Annotated in this window: 16 protein-coding genes; all 16 read right to left on the bottom strand. The window is 43.5% G+C overall.

Going from position 1 to position 14759, the window contains the following annotated elements:
• Positions 1 to 197: 197 nt before the first annotated feature.
• The gene (locus tag EKM76_RS04340) at positions 198 to 1247 is read right to left on the bottom strand and encodes an LCP family glycopolymer transferase (RefSeq protein WP_125549473.1); all 1050 of its coding nucleotides are present in this window, start codon (positions 1245 to 1247) and stop codon (positions 198 to 200) included.
• Positions 1248 to 1355: 108 nt separating this feature from the next.
• Entirely contained in the window at positions 1356 to 1502 is a 147-nt protein-coding gene (locus EKM76_RS13415; protein ID WP_164507585.1) for a hypothetical protein, read from the bottom strand.
• Positions 1503 to 2405, bottom strand: coding sequence for a ribonuclease H family protein (locus EKM76_RS04335; RefSeq protein ID WP_125549472.1), 903 nt, complete (start codon positions 2403 to 2405; stop codon positions 1503 to 1505).
• An 80-nt stretch (positions 2406 to 2485) separates the two neighbouring features.
• Positions 2486 to 3109, bottom strand: coding sequence for a CBS and ACT domain-containing protein (locus EKM76_RS04330; RefSeq protein WP_125549471.1), 624 nt, complete (start codon positions 3107 to 3109; stop codon positions 2486 to 2488).
• Positions 3110 to 3114: 5 nt separating this feature from the next.
• Positions 3115 to 3825, bottom strand: coding sequence for an ABC transporter ATP-binding protein (locus EKM76_RS04325; RefSeq protein ID WP_125549470.1), 711 nt, complete (start codon positions 3823 to 3825; stop codon positions 3115 to 3117).
• Entirely contained in the window at positions 3825 to 4601 is a 777-nt protein-coding gene (locus tag EKM76_RS04320; protein WP_125549469.1) for an ABC transporter ATP-binding protein, read from the bottom strand. The genes EKM76_RS04325 and EKM76_RS04320 overlap by 1 nt, the downstream gene beginning before the upstream one ends.
• A 1-nt stretch (position 4602) precedes the next feature.
• Positions 4603 to 5556 carry a branched-chain amino acid ABC transporter permease gene (locus EKM76_RS04315; RefSeq protein WP_164507584.1) on the bottom strand — a complete coding sequence of 318 codons (954 nt, stop codon included), beginning with the start codon at positions 5554 to 5556 and terminating at the stop codon, positions 4603 to 4605.
• A gap of 9 nt (positions 5557 to 5565) precedes the next feature.
• Positions 5566 to 6444, bottom strand: a complete 879-nt coding sequence (locus EKM76_RS04310) for a branched-chain amino acid ABC transporter permease (protein WP_125549467.1) — start codon at positions 6442 to 6444, stop codon at positions 5566 to 5568.
• A gap of 198 nt (positions 6445 to 6642) precedes the next feature.
• Positions 6643 to 7833, bottom strand: a complete 1191-nt coding sequence (locus EKM76_RS04305) for an ABC transporter substrate-binding protein (protein ID WP_125549466.1) — start codon at positions 7831 to 7833, stop codon at positions 6643 to 6645.
• Positions 7834 to 8076: 243 nt separating this feature from the next.
• Positions 8077 to 9285, bottom strand: coding sequence for an NRAMP family divalent metal transporter (locus EKM76_RS04300; RefSeq protein WP_125549465.1), 1209 nt, complete (start codon positions 9283 to 9285; stop codon positions 8077 to 8079).
• 37 nt (positions 9286 to 9322) lie between these two features.
• Complete coding sequence (locus EKM76_RS04295; RefSeq protein WP_164507583.1) at positions 9323 to 10072, bottom strand: LamB/YcsF family protein; 750 nt, start codon at positions 10070 to 10072, stop codon at positions 9323 to 9325.
• 15 nt (positions 10073 to 10087) lie between these two features.
• Positions 10088 to 11428: an acetyl-CoA carboxylase biotin carboxylase subunit gene (locus tag EKM76_RS04290; RefSeq protein WP_125549464.1), complete on the bottom strand. Its 1341-nt coding sequence runs from the start codon at positions 11426 to 11428 to the stop codon at positions 10088 to 10090.
• Positions 11429 to 11465: 37 nt separating this feature from the next.
• Positions 11466 to 11864, bottom strand: coding sequence for an acetyl-CoA carboxylase biotin carboxyl carrier protein (locus EKM76_RS04285; RefSeq protein WP_164507582.1), 399 nt, complete (start codon positions 11862 to 11864; stop codon positions 11466 to 11468).
• A 22-nt stretch (positions 11865 to 11886) separates the two neighbouring features.
• Positions 11887 to 12903, bottom strand: coding sequence for a 5-oxoprolinase subunit C family protein (locus EKM76_RS04280; RefSeq protein WP_125549462.1), 1017 nt, complete (start codon positions 12901 to 12903; stop codon positions 11887 to 11889).
• Between the two features lie 11 nt (positions 12904 to 12914).
• Positions 12915 to 13625, bottom strand: coding sequence for a 5-oxoprolinase subunit PxpB (gene pxpB, locus EKM76_RS04275; protein WP_125549461.1), 711 nt, complete (start codon positions 13623 to 13625; stop codon positions 12915 to 12917).
• A 205-nt stretch (positions 13626 to 13830) separates the two neighbouring features.
• Positions 13831 to 14370 (bottom strand): DNA-3-methyladenine glycosylase I, encoded by a 540-nt coding sequence (locus EKM76_RS04270; RefSeq protein WP_125549460.1) that lies wholly within the window; start codon positions 14368 to 14370, stop codon positions 13831 to 13833.
• Between the last annotated feature and the right edge of the window lie 389 nt (positions 14371 to 14759).

Raw genomic sequence — 14759 nt, 5'->3', positions numbered from 1 at the left:
ATAATGGCTAGACATGGTACTCTGGGATTGGGTCATGAAGGCACCTACTCTCTTATTTTCTTGGCGATTATAAGAATAGGTCTTCATGGCCTTTTTGTCTATAGTTGGTCTAGTTCATTGGGTGTTGCACTTCAATTGTAAACTCGGCGAAAAATAAAAAGGAACGAAAACCATGATAAGTGGCTTTTGTTCCTTTTTTAGTACGTATTCTCTGTGTAGTAAACCGTATCTAAGCCGAAAGTATTGTACAATTGGCTATTTTTACCATCAAAAGTTGGATTGAGCGCGTTAAGCCGTGTTTCTTCATTATCAACTTGCTTTTGCGGTAGATCTAATTCACGACGCAAGGCCGTTGATGTTTTAGACAATGCAGCCGTTGTCGCAATTTGGTAAGAACTACCATTGATCCAAGCATCCGCGCCTTGTAAGTGCTGTGAAGCAATATGACTGGCGTTCTGGCGATAATTTAAACCACCACGGACTAAATCTTTGAAAACAATATCTGTGCGCACATTCGGTTCCAACGCTTTTAATAATTTCTGATACCGGGATATACCATCAGTCGACGCCAACTTCTTCGTAACAGCTCGAATCACTGCCTGCTGCCGCATTTGCCGCCCGTAATCGCCTTTAGGATCATCGTACCGCATCCGCGCATAACTTAGTGCTTGCTTACCATTTAGATGTTGCGTTCCTTTTTTGATCGTCACATTGTTAAAACTAAAGGTCAGCTCACTGCTGACAGTGACGCCACCAACGGCATCCACCATAGTTTCCAAGCCACCCATATTCATCGTTAAATAGTAATCGATGGGTATCCCTAGCAGCTTGCTGACTGATGCTTTAGCCATTTTAGCACCACCTAGATTATAGGCAGCATTTAATTTCTGCATATTGCGTTTTTTATCGCCGATCATTTCGGTTAAGGTGTCCCGCGGAATACTATGCAAAACTGTTTTATACGTCTGCGGATTAACTGTCGCTACGATCAAAGTATCCGAGTTACCTTTATCGATTCGCCCATCAGCACCAGTATCAACGCCTAGGATCAATATTGAAAACGGCCGACCTTTTTTGATCGCCGCGGAAGTTTCCTGACCAGTTGGCGCGGACATTTTATTAAAGCTGGTTTCAGTAACCTGGTAAATGTGATAAATAAAGCCGCTACCAATAATTAAAATCATTGCTAGCACCGTTAATAGGCTCCAGCGCAGCCAATGGCGTTTTTTTCGTTCACTTTGTTGCATGAAAATACCGTCTCACTTTCAGAAATACTCATTAAAGCCTACCACAATTGAGTTACAGACTCAAAGCCAGCTCAAGTCTTTTAATTAATTTAACGCGGCAGACTTGAATCAGCGTTTGCGCAAATAATGGCCTAAGCCAACACTCAGTAACATTAAAAGAAGCGTCGCACCAAGCCAAAACCAATTACTGTAACGCAACATCGTATAACCGACAAATAGGAAGATCACAAAGTAAAAAAAATTTGAAATGCGCATTTATTCACCATGCTCCTGATTTTGTAAGTAACCCATCTCGCGTAGTTGCGCCCGAATCGCGGTCATTGATTCTGCCGATGCGCGTTGATGCTTTTCAGTCGATTCGGCCGTGATCGCTGGTTTAGCCATTTTTTTATCCGTCTTAATTGGTGGCGTTATTTTTTCACTTGTCTGTGCTGCCACGGGATGCAACTGGTTTGGCGTGAGCTGATCCATGGTTCGATTCAGCGCTGCATCAACGAATACATTGCCTGCGTTGGTGGCGTGCCCTTTAGTCCAACGATAATCGATCTTTTTAAAGTCGCGTAAAAGTTGCGCCAACTGCTGCCACAGCTCTTTGTTGGCCAATGGCTGATTGCCACTACGCTGCCAGCCGCGCCGTTGCCAACCGGCCAACCAATTTTTAGTGATCGCATTAAGCACGTACCGTGAATCCGCGATCACAATGATCGGTAAATCAGTTCCCCAAGTCGCTTTTACTTTGCGCAAAGCTTCTACTAAGGCAGTGATTTCCATTTTGTTATTAGTCGCGCCAAATTCACCGGCAGAGTCGCTGACTTGTTGGCCGTGATATTCGATCAAATACGCCCAAGCTGCCCTGTCACCGCTTTTAACGTGGCCACCTTGAACATTACCTGTATTACGCGACCCACCATCTGTATAGATTTGTAGTGCATCTGCAGGCAAAGGTGTGTCATCTTTTTTTGCTGTTACCTTTTTTTTAGTTGATTTAGTTGTGGCAGCACCAGCTTTAAGCCATGCTTGCGCTGCCGCTTCATCAGTGAAGCCTTTATAGCGTGCACCGGGAAAACCCTCAACTAGCTTTTTAGCTTCCGCCCATGTTGTATAAAAAGCACCGATTTTACGGCCGCTAGCGATTGCGTAATATTTTTTTGCTACCATCATCTTCACCCTTATTATCTTTTTTACTCATTATAGACAAGAAAAAGCCAGTGCACAAATTGCGCACTGGCTTGAGTTACTTAAATCAGTTCAAATCCGGCACCGGTCAGCGCCGCTTTTACGCCGCTAGCATCAGTGGTATCGACGTGTAACTCGATTAGTCGAACATCCGCTCGATCAGTCACCATCAACGTTAAAATGTTGTAATCATGCTCGGCTAAGGCGTCGCTGACTTTGGCGAGAAACCCGGCAACGTTTTGGGTCACCTTGATTGTCACCGTGGTCCCGCCCTGATCATAACCAGCAATATCTAAGAAAGCATCAAAAATATCATTATTCGTAATAATACCGACCAACTGGCCATCAGCTAAAACTGGTAACACACCGATTTTATAATGGCGCATTTGATAAATCGCATCTTCTAGTACCGCCTCTGCAGGGATCGTACGGACGTCTTTTTCCATCACATCAGCTACCGTGGTTTTATTCAATAAATAATTTACTTCGTAAACCGATAAGCTAGTAGCTTTTGATGGCAAAGCTGCTTGGATGATGCCTTCAGTGACTAAGCCGACTAATTGGCCATTGTTTAATACTGGTAAGCGGTGAATATCGTTATTTTTCATGAGATCGACTGCATCGTTGATCCGCGTTTCTGGTCGTACCGTGATCAACTTTTTCGTCATATAATCTGCTACGCTCATATTCTCTAACCCCCTAAATAAGCTTTTTGAACATCATCATTAGCCAATAATTCTTTACCGGTACCACTCAATAAAATATTACCAGTCTGCAAAACATAACCCCGATCCGCAATTGCCAAGGCTTTGGCAGCATTTTGCTCGATCAACAACACTGTCGTTCCCTGCTGCTGGATCACCTGAATGATATCAAAAATTTCTTGGATAAAAATCGGTGCTAAGCCCATTGACGGTTCGTCCAGCAAAATCAATTTTGGCTTAGCCATCAACGCCCGCCCCATGGCTAGCATTTGCTGTTCGCCACCAGATAACGTAGCGGCATCTTGGTTACGACGCTCCTTTAAAACAGGAAAACGCTCAAACACCATTTCATAATCTGCTTTAACGCCATCACGATCTTTACGCAAGAAAGCGCCCATTTGTAAATTTTCAACTACCGTTAACCCTGGGAAAATATGCCGACCTTCTGGGACTTGAGAAATACCAGCAGCAACAATTTTTTGTGATTTCTGTTTTTGAATTTCCTGATCTTCATAGGTAATTGTACCAGCAGATGGATGTAGCAAGCCAGAGATCGTCTTCAAAATAGTGGTTTTACCAGCACCATTCGCACCAATCAGCGTCACGATCTCACCAGTATTAACTTCAAAATTAACTTTTTTAACCGCTTGGATCACCCCGTAATTAACGGAAAGATCGGTTACTTTCAATAATGCCATTAGTCGCCACCTCCTAGATAAGCGTTGATCACGCGCTGATTACTTTGAATTTCTTTTGGTGTCCCTTCCGCAATCAACTTACCGTATTCCAACACATAGATCCGCTCGGCCAAGTTCATCACCAACGACATATCGTGCTCGATCAATAAAACGGTAATATGGAACTCAGATTGAATTTGTTGAATCAAACGAGTCAGATCCGCCGTTTCTTCAGGGTTCATCCCAGCGGCTGGCTCATCTAAAAAGAGGATCTGCGGTTTGGTTGCCAAAGCACGGACAATTTCCAACCGCCGTTGCGCCCCATATGGTAAATTACGCGCCAATGTCTCCAACTGGTTTTCCATTTTAAAAATACTTAACAGTTCAACGACCTGCTGATGTAGCGCTGCTTCTTTACGATAAAAACTTGGCAACCGGAAAATACTTTCGACGAAACCTTCCTTGTTTTTATCAGTCATGGCGATCAGTACATTTTCTTCAACGGTTAAGTCTTTAAACAAGCGGATATTTTGGAATGTACGTGCCATCCCCGCAGCTGCAATCTTATACGGCTTTTGCTTATTCAAAACTTGTAGGCCATGCTCAGTCTGCAAACTAACGGTGCCTTCTGACGGGATGATCACACCAGTTAATAAGTTAAACAAGGTGGTTTTGCCGGCACCGTTCGGCCCAATTAATGCGACTAGTTCATTATTATCAAGATGCATAGTCACATTAGAGACCGCAGTTAAGCCACCGAAATTCTTGGTCAACGCTTTAACGTCCAGTAAAGTCATCCTATGCATCTCCCTTCGCTTTTTTATGATTAAACAAGCGCCGAACGGAGAACTCCCACGTTCCTAACAGTCCTGATGGCTTGAATACCATGATCAAAATCAATGCCAATGAATACAATACCATCCGCAGTGTGCCGAAATTTTGTAAAACCATATCCAGCAGGCCTAAAACAAAGGCAGCCACAAAAGTACCGGTAATACTACCGATGCCACCAAGCACAACGATGATCAAAATATTGATCGATTCCATGATCCCGAAATCACTAGGATTGATCGTTTGAATATAGTTAGCGTGTAAAGCACCACCAATGCTGGCAATCGCTGCGCCTAAAACGAAGGCAATAATTTTATATTTAGTCGTGTTGATGCCGATCGATTCAGCGGCAATTTCATCTTCACGCACTGACATAACTGCACGCCCGTTACGACTATGGACGAAGTTGACGATGATCAAAGTTGTGATCACCACCAAGATATACACGGTCCCCCAATTAGCTAACATTGGAATATTATACAAACCAGCAGGGCCGTTAGTGACCTTCAAGTTATTCAAAATGATCCGAATAATTTCAGCTGCCCCCATGGTCGCAATCGCTAAATAATCACCATTTAACCGCAACGTTGGAATCCCAACAATTAAGGCTACTAAACCGGCAACCAGAATACCCACCAATAAGCCGATCAAGAAACCACCTACTGTAGGGATCACTGATGTGACTAGGGCCGAACTATACGCCCCTAAAGCCATAAACCCAGCATGGCCTAACGAAAATTGGCCGGCAAAGCCGATCACTAAGTTTAAACTAGTAGCCAAAATAATATTGATCCCGATCAAAACCAAAGTCGTTTCACCAAATTGATCGATCACGCCGACCATTTCCAAAGCGTAGATCAAGACATAGCCAAGAATTGCAATGGCTAGCCAAATGGCATTGTATTTTAAATTCTTTTTCATCGCTGCCACCTACACTTTCTCTTTGATGTTTTTACCGAGGATCCCAGCCGGACGAACTAATAAGATGATGATCAAAACAACATAGACCACTGCATCTTTAAAGGCGGAGAAGCCCAGCGCTTGCGTGGCGGTTTCCAAAAGCCCAATCACGAAGCCACCTAATGCGGCACCAGGAATCAAGCCGATCCCGCCTAAAACAGCAGCAACGAAGGCTTTGATCCCAGGCGTCATGCCCATCAATGGATCGATCGAATTATAATATAACCCAATCAATACACCTGCGGCACCCGCTAAAGCGGAGCCTAAAGCAAAGGTAAAGGAGATCGTCCGATCAATATTGATTCCGATCAGTTGCGCGGCGTCAGGATCAACACTGACTGCCCGCATTGCTTTACCCATTTTAGTGCGGCGAATGATCAATTGTAATAAAATCATCAAAACAATTGAAACGACTAAAATCAAGATCTGAATGTTGGAAATTTTGACGCCAAGAAAGTTGTAGCTTTTAACCGCCATCGCTTGCGGGAAATTACGTACATTGGAACTGAACAAGTAGGACATCCCATTTTCCAATAAGAACGAAACCCCGATCGCGGTGATCAACGCAGCGATCCGCGGTGAATTACGCAATGGACGGTAAGCCAAGTATTCGATGACCACACCCGCTAAGGCGCAAAAAACCATTGCCGACAATAACGCTGGCCAGAAACTAAAATGCCATTGATTGATGACATAATAGCCCCAGAATGCGCCTAACATATAAATATCGCCATGAGCGAAGTTGATCAGTTTGATGATCCCGTAAACCATGGTGTAGCCTAACGCTAGTAACGCGTAGATACTACCCAATGATAAGCCGTTCACCAATTGTTGTAAGACTGTCTGCACAGGCAATTCCCTCCTTAAAGTTATTCCGAAATAATATGAACTTACGGTTAGTTTAATAGTAATTAAATTACTAAATATCCGGTAAAGTGGAAGGATCGCTGTAAATCTTGCCTTTCAGCAATAGATTTCAGCGATCCTTGAGCACTTCGATTAAAATGTTAGCGTGACCTTAGCTAAAAATTCGATCAATAATATTGACTATTTAACCGCAGTGGCACTGACTTCTTCACCATTATTTACTTTAGCGATAATGACTTGCTTTTGCGGGTTGTGTTTCTTATCCATTGTGATCGTACCTGTGACACCATTGAAGTCTTTCAAGTTAGCTAAACCAGTGGCGATCTTCGTCGAATCTGCTGATTTCTGATCTTCAATAGCTTGCTTGATCATGTAAGTGGCATCGTAAGCTAAAGCATCAAATGTACCAGCTTGTTCATGGTAAGTCTTTTGGTAAAGCGCCATGTAAGCTTTGGCTTTAGCATTGGTCGTTGCTTTAGCATCAAAATGGGTGGTGTAGTAAATGTTGCTGGCATTTTCTTTGCCGGCAATTTTAACTAATTTCGGATCAGCGAAACCATCAGCGCCTAAGATCGGTGCTGTGATCCCCATTTGCCGTGCTTGTTTGACGATCAATCCTGCTTCGGAATAATAACCAGGAACGAAGATCGCATCAAAATCTTTACCCTTTAGCTTAGTTAACAACGCTTGGAAGTCTTTATCGCCAGCCTGATAATATTGCGTTTCAACAACTTGGCCTTTGTATTCCTTCTTGAACGCTTTAGTTAAGCCTTGACCATAATCAGTTGATTTATCAGCTAAAATTGCCACTTTCTTCAACTTCATATTGTTATAAACGTATTTGGCCAACGCTTTACCTTGATAGCTATCTTCAAAGCAAGAACGGAAAATATAAGGTTGAACCTTACCGTTCTTTTGTACGGTTAAGGAATCCTGAGTCCCACCTGGTGTAATGAACGGTACCTTTGCCTTGGTTTGATTAGGTAAAGCTGCTAAATCAGCGCCAGAAGTGATGGGGCCAACGGTTGCGACAACTTTGCTTTGTGTAGTTAAGTTAGAGGCAACTGACGCAACTTGTGCGTTATCGCTCTTATTATCTTTTTGAACTAATTCCAGCTTCATTTTCTTGCCGTTAACTTTAACGCCACCGTCTTTATTAATTTGCTTAACGGCTAGTTCAGTCCCCCGTTGCATCGCCTGCCCGTATGCCGCAGCACTCCCAGAAAGTTCGAAGTTACCACCAATTTTAATTGTATTGCCTGATTGTTTGTTGCCACCGCCTGTAGCACTACTATTACCACTACATCCAGCCAACAATAAGCCAGTTGCTGCGACGGCGCCCAGCATGGCGAAAAATTTCTTACCTTTCATCTATCTCCATCTCCTATTATGTATAAATTAGAATTCTAATTTGTTTTTAATAAATTAACATAAATATAACCGGTAGTCAACGCTGTTTCTCATAATATTCACAAAAATAACGTAATTATCACCTTTATAACAGCGATTATAGTTTTTAAGTTATTTTATTTTCTAATTAAATTCACACTTAAAATTCATGATAAATAAAAAAATCACATCTGCTACTAAGTAAGTAGTAAATGTGATCTACAGTTAAAATTGTATTGTTAAGATCGCGCGCACACCCGCATACGCCATAAATACAACCACGAACCAACCGGTATATAGTAGCCAGCGTGGATGGCGATAACTGCCCATAATTTTCTTTTTAGTAGCCGCGATCAATAAAATAGCCAGCGCGATCGGTAAAATCAAGCCATTTAGTGCACCGACTAAAACTAAAATTTTGGCCGGATTACCCACAAAATAAAAAATTACCGTTGAACAAACAATAAAAGCAACGATCAACCATGAACGCAATCGTAAATATTTCTTTTTGGCACCTTGATTATCAGTGTAGTCCAAAAATGAAATTGAAGTAAAGGTCGAACCTAACGTTGATGTCATCCCGGCGGCCAACAATAACAGACCGAAAAACTTATAGCCAAACTGGCCAGCCGCAACTTTGAAAATAGAAGCAGCGGGATTGGTTGGGTCTAACGTATGCCCTGCTAAGACCACTGCTAAGCCAGCTAGAAATAGCATCACTCGAATGGTTGATGCCACACCGATCCCGGTTAGCGCTCCTGCATTGACATATTTTATTTTGTCTTTCCCTTGTACCCCACCTTCGAGCAGACGATGACCACCAGAAAATGAAATGTACCCACCGACTGTCCCACCAACGATCGTGACAATGGCGTAAAAATCAACATGAGTTGGCATAAAGGCGTGCGTGACTGCTGCCTGATATGGCACTGTCGTCACGGCCAAGATGTAAATTAAAATTGCCACCTTGATAATTGCTAAAAATTGAACTGAACGATCGACCACCCGCATCGCGTCTTTAACCAAGAAAATAATAATCGCTACTGTTGCTGCGATCAATGCACCATTTTCAGGAGAAATACCGAAAAGTACATTTAAGCCCAGCCCAGCACCACCGATATTACCAATATTAAAGAAAAACCCGCCGATCACGATCAAAACTGTCAATAAGTAACCAAGGCCTGGCAATACTTCGTTAGCCAGCACCTGAGCTCGCTTACCAGAAACAACGATGATCCGCCAGATATTCAATTGCACGATCACATCCACGACAATACAAATTAAAATTGCAAAGCCAAAATTGGCACCCATTTTACCAGTAAAATTCGCTGTTTGGGTCAAAAATCCTGGACCAACTGCGGCCATTGCCATCATGAAAGCTGCGCCCATCGCCACATTTAATGGCGATTGTTTTTTCATTTGCTTTTCTTTCATTCAATTCGCTCCTCTACTTCACAATTAGGTAACCGTTTTATAGTGCGGCAATTTCAATTCCTGCAGCCAGCAAGGCAGCGTGGATCTTCTGAACAAACGCCACTGCTTTGGCGCCATCGCCATGGACGCAAACTGTATCTGGCGTCAACGCTACTTGTTGACCATCGATGGCAGTAACGCTTTGCGTCTGGATCATTTCAATCGTTCGTTGCACAGCCGTCGTTTCATCAGTCACCATTGCATCGGGCTGCGAACGTGGCACTAGCGACCCATCGGCCAAATAATTACGATCAGCAAATATTTCCTGCGCATAAGGCAGATCAACAGCTTGTGCTGCTTTGATCAATTGACTATTCGCTAAACCAACCAAAATCAACGTCGGATCGACTGCTTTGATGCCTAAGCAAATACCGCGAGCCAACTCATAATCTTGTGCCGCCATATTATAAAGTGCACCGTGCGGTTTAACGTGATGCAATTTACCATTTTTACTAAAAGCAGCTAACGCGCCAACTTGGTACTGAACGTCTGCTTGCGCTTGCGCTGGTGTAATCTGCATTTTACGTCGACCGAAGCCGACTAGATCAGGCAAGCCAGGATGTGCCCCTAACGCAACTTGATTTTGCTCGGCCAAAGCCACTGTAGCCGCCATCACAGTTGGATCACCAGCATGAAAACCGCACGCAATATTAGCCGACGTCACGTATGGTAAAACTTCGGCGTCCAAACCTAGTGTATAGCGACCAAAGCTTTCGCCAAGATCACAGTTCAAATCAATTTTCACCATCTTATCGTCTTCTTTCTACAATTGATCCGTTGCTTGTAACCTTGATTGTGCGGCTACAAAATCATCGATAAAGGTAATATTGATGTCATCAGCAAGATAGTCTGGCGCCATCAGTAATTCAGCCAAAAAATCTAAATTAGTTTGAATTCCATTGATCACAGTTTCACCGATCGCGGCGCGCATTTTGGCGATTGCTGTTGGTCGATCAACTGCATAAACAATTATTTTAGCGATCATTGCATCATAATCTGACGGTACAGTGTAGCCTTGATATAGTGCCGTATCGATCCTTATTCCGTTACCACCAGGCAAATGTAACCCCGTGATCAGCCCCGGCGTTCGCGCGTTGATCCGACATTCCAGCGCATGCCCCTGGATTGATGGCGTCGTGGTCGGTAGTGCTTGACCCGCGGCAATCTGTAATTGAAGCGCGACAATATCTTGCCCAGTGATCAGCTCAGTGATCGGATGTTCGACCTGAACCCGCGTATTCATTTCCATAAAGTAAAACTGATCAGGACCTGAGTACAAAAATTCAATCGTCCCGGCGCCAACATAATGAATGGCTTTGGCTGCCATGATCGAAGTCGCCAACATTTGTTTACGTGTGGCTGGATCTACAACATCACTAGGCGCTTCTTCAATCATTTTTTGATGATTTTGTTGTAAAGAACAGTCGCGCTCACCGAAAGTTAACACCTGACCGTGCGTGTCGCCCATGATCTGTATTTCAATATGGCGTGGCCGTGCAATAAATTTTTCTAAATACATTTCACCATTAGCAAAAGATTTCTCCGCTTCACTTTGTGCTAACTGAAACTCATGGTTAAACTGCTTTGCCGCCGTAATAACTCGCATTCCTTTACCGCCGCCGCCAGCTGCTGCTTTCAACATCACCGGATAACCAATATCAGCAGCTAAACGGGCCCCAATTTTTTGGTCAGTAAATCCCTGTGGACTACCTGGGATAACTGGCACACCGGCAGCTTGCATAATTTCACGGGCCGCAGCTTTATCACCCATTTGTGCGATCACTTTAGCTGATGGACCTATAAAAGTCAGTCCTTGCGCTTCACAACGTCGCGCAAATTCTGCATTTTCCGATAAGAAACCATAGCCCGGATGAACTGCATCAGCGCCAAGTGCTACGGCTGCCGCCACAATATTGTCAATATTCAGATAACTTTTTTGCGGATCAGCAGGACCAACGCAAATCGATTCATCTGCTAACTGCACATGTAGCGCCAGCTTATCTGCCGCCGAATAAATCGCCACCGTCGCGATATTAAGTTCATGACAAGCACGAATGATGCGCACCGCAATTTCACCACGATTAGCAATCAATACTTTTTTCAAGGGCTCACTTCCACTTCACAAGATAGTTATTTTTCGACTAAGCTAGTTCAAATAACGGATCATCAAAGCCGACCCGCTGCTCGTTGCCGACTAACACCTGACTAATTTTGCCAGCTTGGTCAGCTTTCACCTCATGCATCATTTTCATCGCTTCAATAACGCCGATCGTTTGACCAAGCACAACTGTATCGCCGGCCTTCACAAATGGCGGTTCATCTGGCGCGGCCGCTGCGTAGAAGACGCCGACTAAAGGAGCTTTCAATATTTTTTTTGCATTTGTCGTTGGCGTCGGCGTGACCTGCTGGGCTGGCTGATTTGCTGGGCTAGCGGCTGTTTTAGCTAATTTTAAAGTTGTTTGCCCGTCACGATAAACAAAAGTCGTTAAGTTGCTGGCGGCCATATGATCCATCAACGCCTTTATTTCAGATAAATCCATTGCGATCCTCCCCTTCATTTCGCTACCTACTTGATCCGTTAAATAAACGCGCGACCCGGGTAGCGGCCAAGCGCGGGCTTAAATCTTGCTCGCTTGCTTGGCCGACTTGCTGCTTTAAAAGTGTCAATTTATTTCGTTGAGCTTCAATCAATTGTTGTGCTGCCGCAATCGAAATTAATTTAAATTTGATCGTCATCCCTGGTTGTAATTGCGCAATCAAAGGTAAGTCAACGCTGGCAATGACGGCGATCACTGGGTACCCGCCGGTCGTCTGTCGATCAGCTAATAAAATAATTGGATCACCATTTTGTGGTACCTGGATACCGCCAAAAAAAGTACCTTCCGACAATAAATTACCGGTTTGTGCCACCTTTAATTTTGCGCCGGTCAACCGATAACCCATGCGGTCAGCAGCATTACTAACGGTAAACGTCGCTTGTGTAAAAGCTTGTTGCACAGCCTGACCAAATTGATCAAACTGCGGTCCCGGCGTTACGTTTACTGTAATTTGCGCCGCCGCATAAGTTGGTATTGGCAAATGACGGTTCCCATAATCCGAAACGTAGGCAGTACTGGACTTTAACGGTAAAACATCGCCACTTTGCAATGGTCGACCATGAAAGCCACCTAGCTGATATCGGGTGCTAGTTGAGCGGCTCCCCATCACTTTAGGTACCATAAAACCACCAGCAACAGCTAAATAGCTACGCACGCCATTGGTCAATCGTTGGATTGCTAATCGTTGTCCCCGCAAAACTAATTGTGCCTGATAAAAAGGGAATGGTTGCCCATTCAAGGTCGCTTGACCAGTAGCACCGGTTATAGCAACAACACAATCCTGATTAAATTGTAAATCAGGTCCCACACTGGTCATTTCCAAAACAGCGGCCTGAGGTGAATTATCGACTAATAAGTTAGCTAAACGAAAAGCCCAAGGATCCATCACGCCGGCGACACCAAAACCACTCGCTTGCTGGGTCACACGACCTGCATCCTGAACAGTGGTCAATAAACCACCGGCTAGAATTGTTACTGACATTTTCTTTTCACCTACTCTTGCGTAATCTGAATTTGATAAGTCTCCGGTGCAGCAGCGATTCGTGCAAACTCGGTTTGATCAATTACATCAAAATGAATATAATCACCGGCCTGATAAAACAATGGCTGTGCCCGGTGCACATCGAATAATTTAAGCGGTGTTCGACCAATTAGCTGCCACCCACCGGGAGAGACCACTGGATACATACCTGTCTGCTCACCTGCAATCCCAACTGAACCAGCGGGAATTGTCGCTCGGGGTGAAGCTAGGCGCGGCATTGCTAATTGCGCATCCAATCCGCCTAGGTAAGCAAACCCTGGTAGAAAACCTAACATATAGATTAAATAGTTTGGTCGGCTATGCCGCTGAATCAAATCGGTAACGCTTAGCTGTGCATGCAATGCGACACGCTCTAAATCTGGCCCAAACTCAGACGTATAGCAGACCGGAATGTGTACGACCTTTACCTGCTCAGTTTGTTGAAAATCTAAATTTTTAATCGTTTTATCAACCAAAAGCTTTAGCTGTTCCAAACTTATAACTAAAGGTTGGTAAAAAATAGTTAACGTTCGAAAAGCCGGTAATAAAGCAACAATAGCTTCATGCTGTTTTAAATCAGTCGCCAAATGACTAATAATTAGATTGATTTTAGGATCAATTCTATTTGGAAAAGTGACATTCAACGCTTGATCACTAGCTGGAATTAAATCATAGGGTAACATCGACAACCTCCCTTTGCTAAATAAATTAATTACCATAAATTAGATTATAATTAAAATGATTAAAATTATCAAATTTATTTTTAATCATTTTCTCTTTTAATTGCCTCAATTATCACTATATGATAGATTTACTAACATCGCCGTTAAAATAAGCATAATAAAAACAGCTAATATTTATTAGCTGTTTTCCCTTAACCTTTTCCTGTTACTGATCGAGAATCTCATCCTGAATCAGCCCAGCTGCCTTCATAAACATATGCGTTACTACTGGACCCACAAATTTAAAACCGCGCTGTTTCATATCTTGCGCAACTTTACTGGTTAACGGTGACTGGTTAGCCACCTCGTGCCGATCAATATACGTTATTAGCAGCGGCACATTGTCTACAAACTGCCATAAATAATTAGCAAAGCTGCCGAACTCATGTTGAATCGCGATAATTGCTTGCGCATTTGTAATTGTTGCCGCAATTTTACGTGGATTACGGATCATTACTGGATCCGCAGTAATGCGTTCAATATCGGCCGCGCTAAAACCAGCCACTTGGTCAATTACCATTCCAGCAAAATCACGTCGATAAACTGGTAATTTACTGGCGGCTGCCTGCCAGCTCAAACCAACCTGAAACACACCGACCGTCAATAATTCAAATAGAATATGATCATCATGGGTCATGGTCCCAAAATATGCTGAATATTCTTGCGTGCCATTACCCGTCCATTCGTTTTGGTCATTCTTGTGCATATCACCGCACCCCTTATAAAAAATAAGCATAAAAAAACCGCAGGCCTAATTGCAGCCTGCGGATCGATACTAGCGGAAGACAACTTCCGAGACCAATTTTCAGTGATCCGACACGATCACCAACGCTTTCGTGATAACCTGATTTCGCAATCAGCGCCGTTACACTACTTTCCAGTAGCACGATACGATTCGTTATCCTATTTGCTTGACTAACTTAGCACAGTGCTGCTGCTTTCTTCCGCAAGCTCACACTGGCGTCTCACCGGTAATGACTGACTCGTCATCCCATATTAGTCTCTTCGTCTTCCTTGATTTAAATATATCAAGAAATGATCATTTTTGCAAGCGATTACACTCGGTGAGCATTACCTATTTTAGCAAATAAAAAC

This window comes from Loigolactobacillus zhaoyuanensis, from assembly GCF_003946385.1.
GTDB classification, from domain to species: domain Bacteria; phylum Bacillota; class Bacilli; order Lactobacillales; family Lactobacillaceae; genus Loigolactobacillus; species Loigolactobacillus zhaoyuanensis.
This window is presented reverse-complemented; position numbering and strand designations above follow the sequence as displayed.

What these genes read in the sequence shown, in the direction of transcription:
- EKM76_RS04340 (WP_125549473.1), bottom strand. Translation starts at nt 1,247, where the DNA reads ATGCAACAAAGTGAACGAAAAAAACGCCATTGGCTGCGCTGGAGCCTA.
- EKM76_RS13415 (WP_164507585.1), bottom strand. Translation starts at nt 1,502, where the DNA reads ATGCGCATTTCAAATTTTTTTTACTTTGTGATCTTCCTATTTGTCGGT.
- EKM76_RS04335 (WP_125549472.1), bottom strand. Translation starts at nt 2,405, where the DNA reads ATGGTAGCAAAAAAATATTACGCAATCGCTAGCGGCCGTAAAATCGGT.
- EKM76_RS04330 (WP_125549471.1), bottom strand. Translation starts at nt 3,109, where the DNA reads ATGAGCGTAGCAGATTATATGACGAAAAAGTTGATCACGGTACGACCA.
- EKM76_RS04325 (WP_125549470.1), bottom strand. Translation starts at nt 3,825, where the DNA reads ATGGCATTATTGAAAGTAACCGATCTTTCCGTTAATTACGGGGTGATC.
- EKM76_RS04320 (WP_125549469.1), bottom strand. Translation starts at nt 4,601, where the DNA reads ATGACTTTACTGGACGTTAAAGCGTTGACCAAGAATTTCGGTGGCTTA.
- EKM76_RS04315 (WP_164507584.1), bottom strand. Translation starts at nt 5,556, where the DNA reads ATGAAAAAGAATTTAAAATACAATGCCATTTGGCTAGCCATTGCAATT.
- EKM76_RS04305 (WP_125549466.1), bottom strand. Translation starts at nt 7,833, where the DNA reads ATGAAAGGTAAGAAATTTTTCGCCATGCTGGGCGCCGTCGCAGCAACT.
- EKM76_RS04300 (WP_125549465.1), bottom strand. Translation starts at nt 9,285, where the DNA reads ATGAAAGAAAAGCAAATGAAAAAACAATCGCCATTAAATGTGGCGATG.
- EKM76_RS04295 (WP_164507583.1), bottom strand. Translation starts at nt 10,072, where the DNA reads ATGGTGAAAATTGATTTGAACTGTGATCTTGGCGAAAGCTTTGGTCGC.
- EKM76_RS04285 (WP_164507582.1), bottom strand. Translation starts at nt 11,864, where the DNA reads ATGGATTTATCTGAAATAAAGGCGTTGATGGATCATATGGCCGCCAGC.
- EKM76_RS04280 (WP_125549462.1), bottom strand. Translation starts at nt 12,903, where the DNA reads ATGTCAGTAACAATTCTAGCCGGTGGTTTATTGACCACTGTTCAGGAT.
- pxpB (WP_125549461.1), bottom strand. Translation starts at nt 13,625, where the DNA reads ATGTTACCCTATGATTTAATTCCAGCTAGTGATCAAGCGTTGAATGTC.
- EKM76_RS04270 (WP_125549460.1), bottom strand. Translation starts at nt 14,370, where the DNA reads ATGCACAAGAATGACCAAAACGAATGGACGGGTAATGGCACGCAAGAA.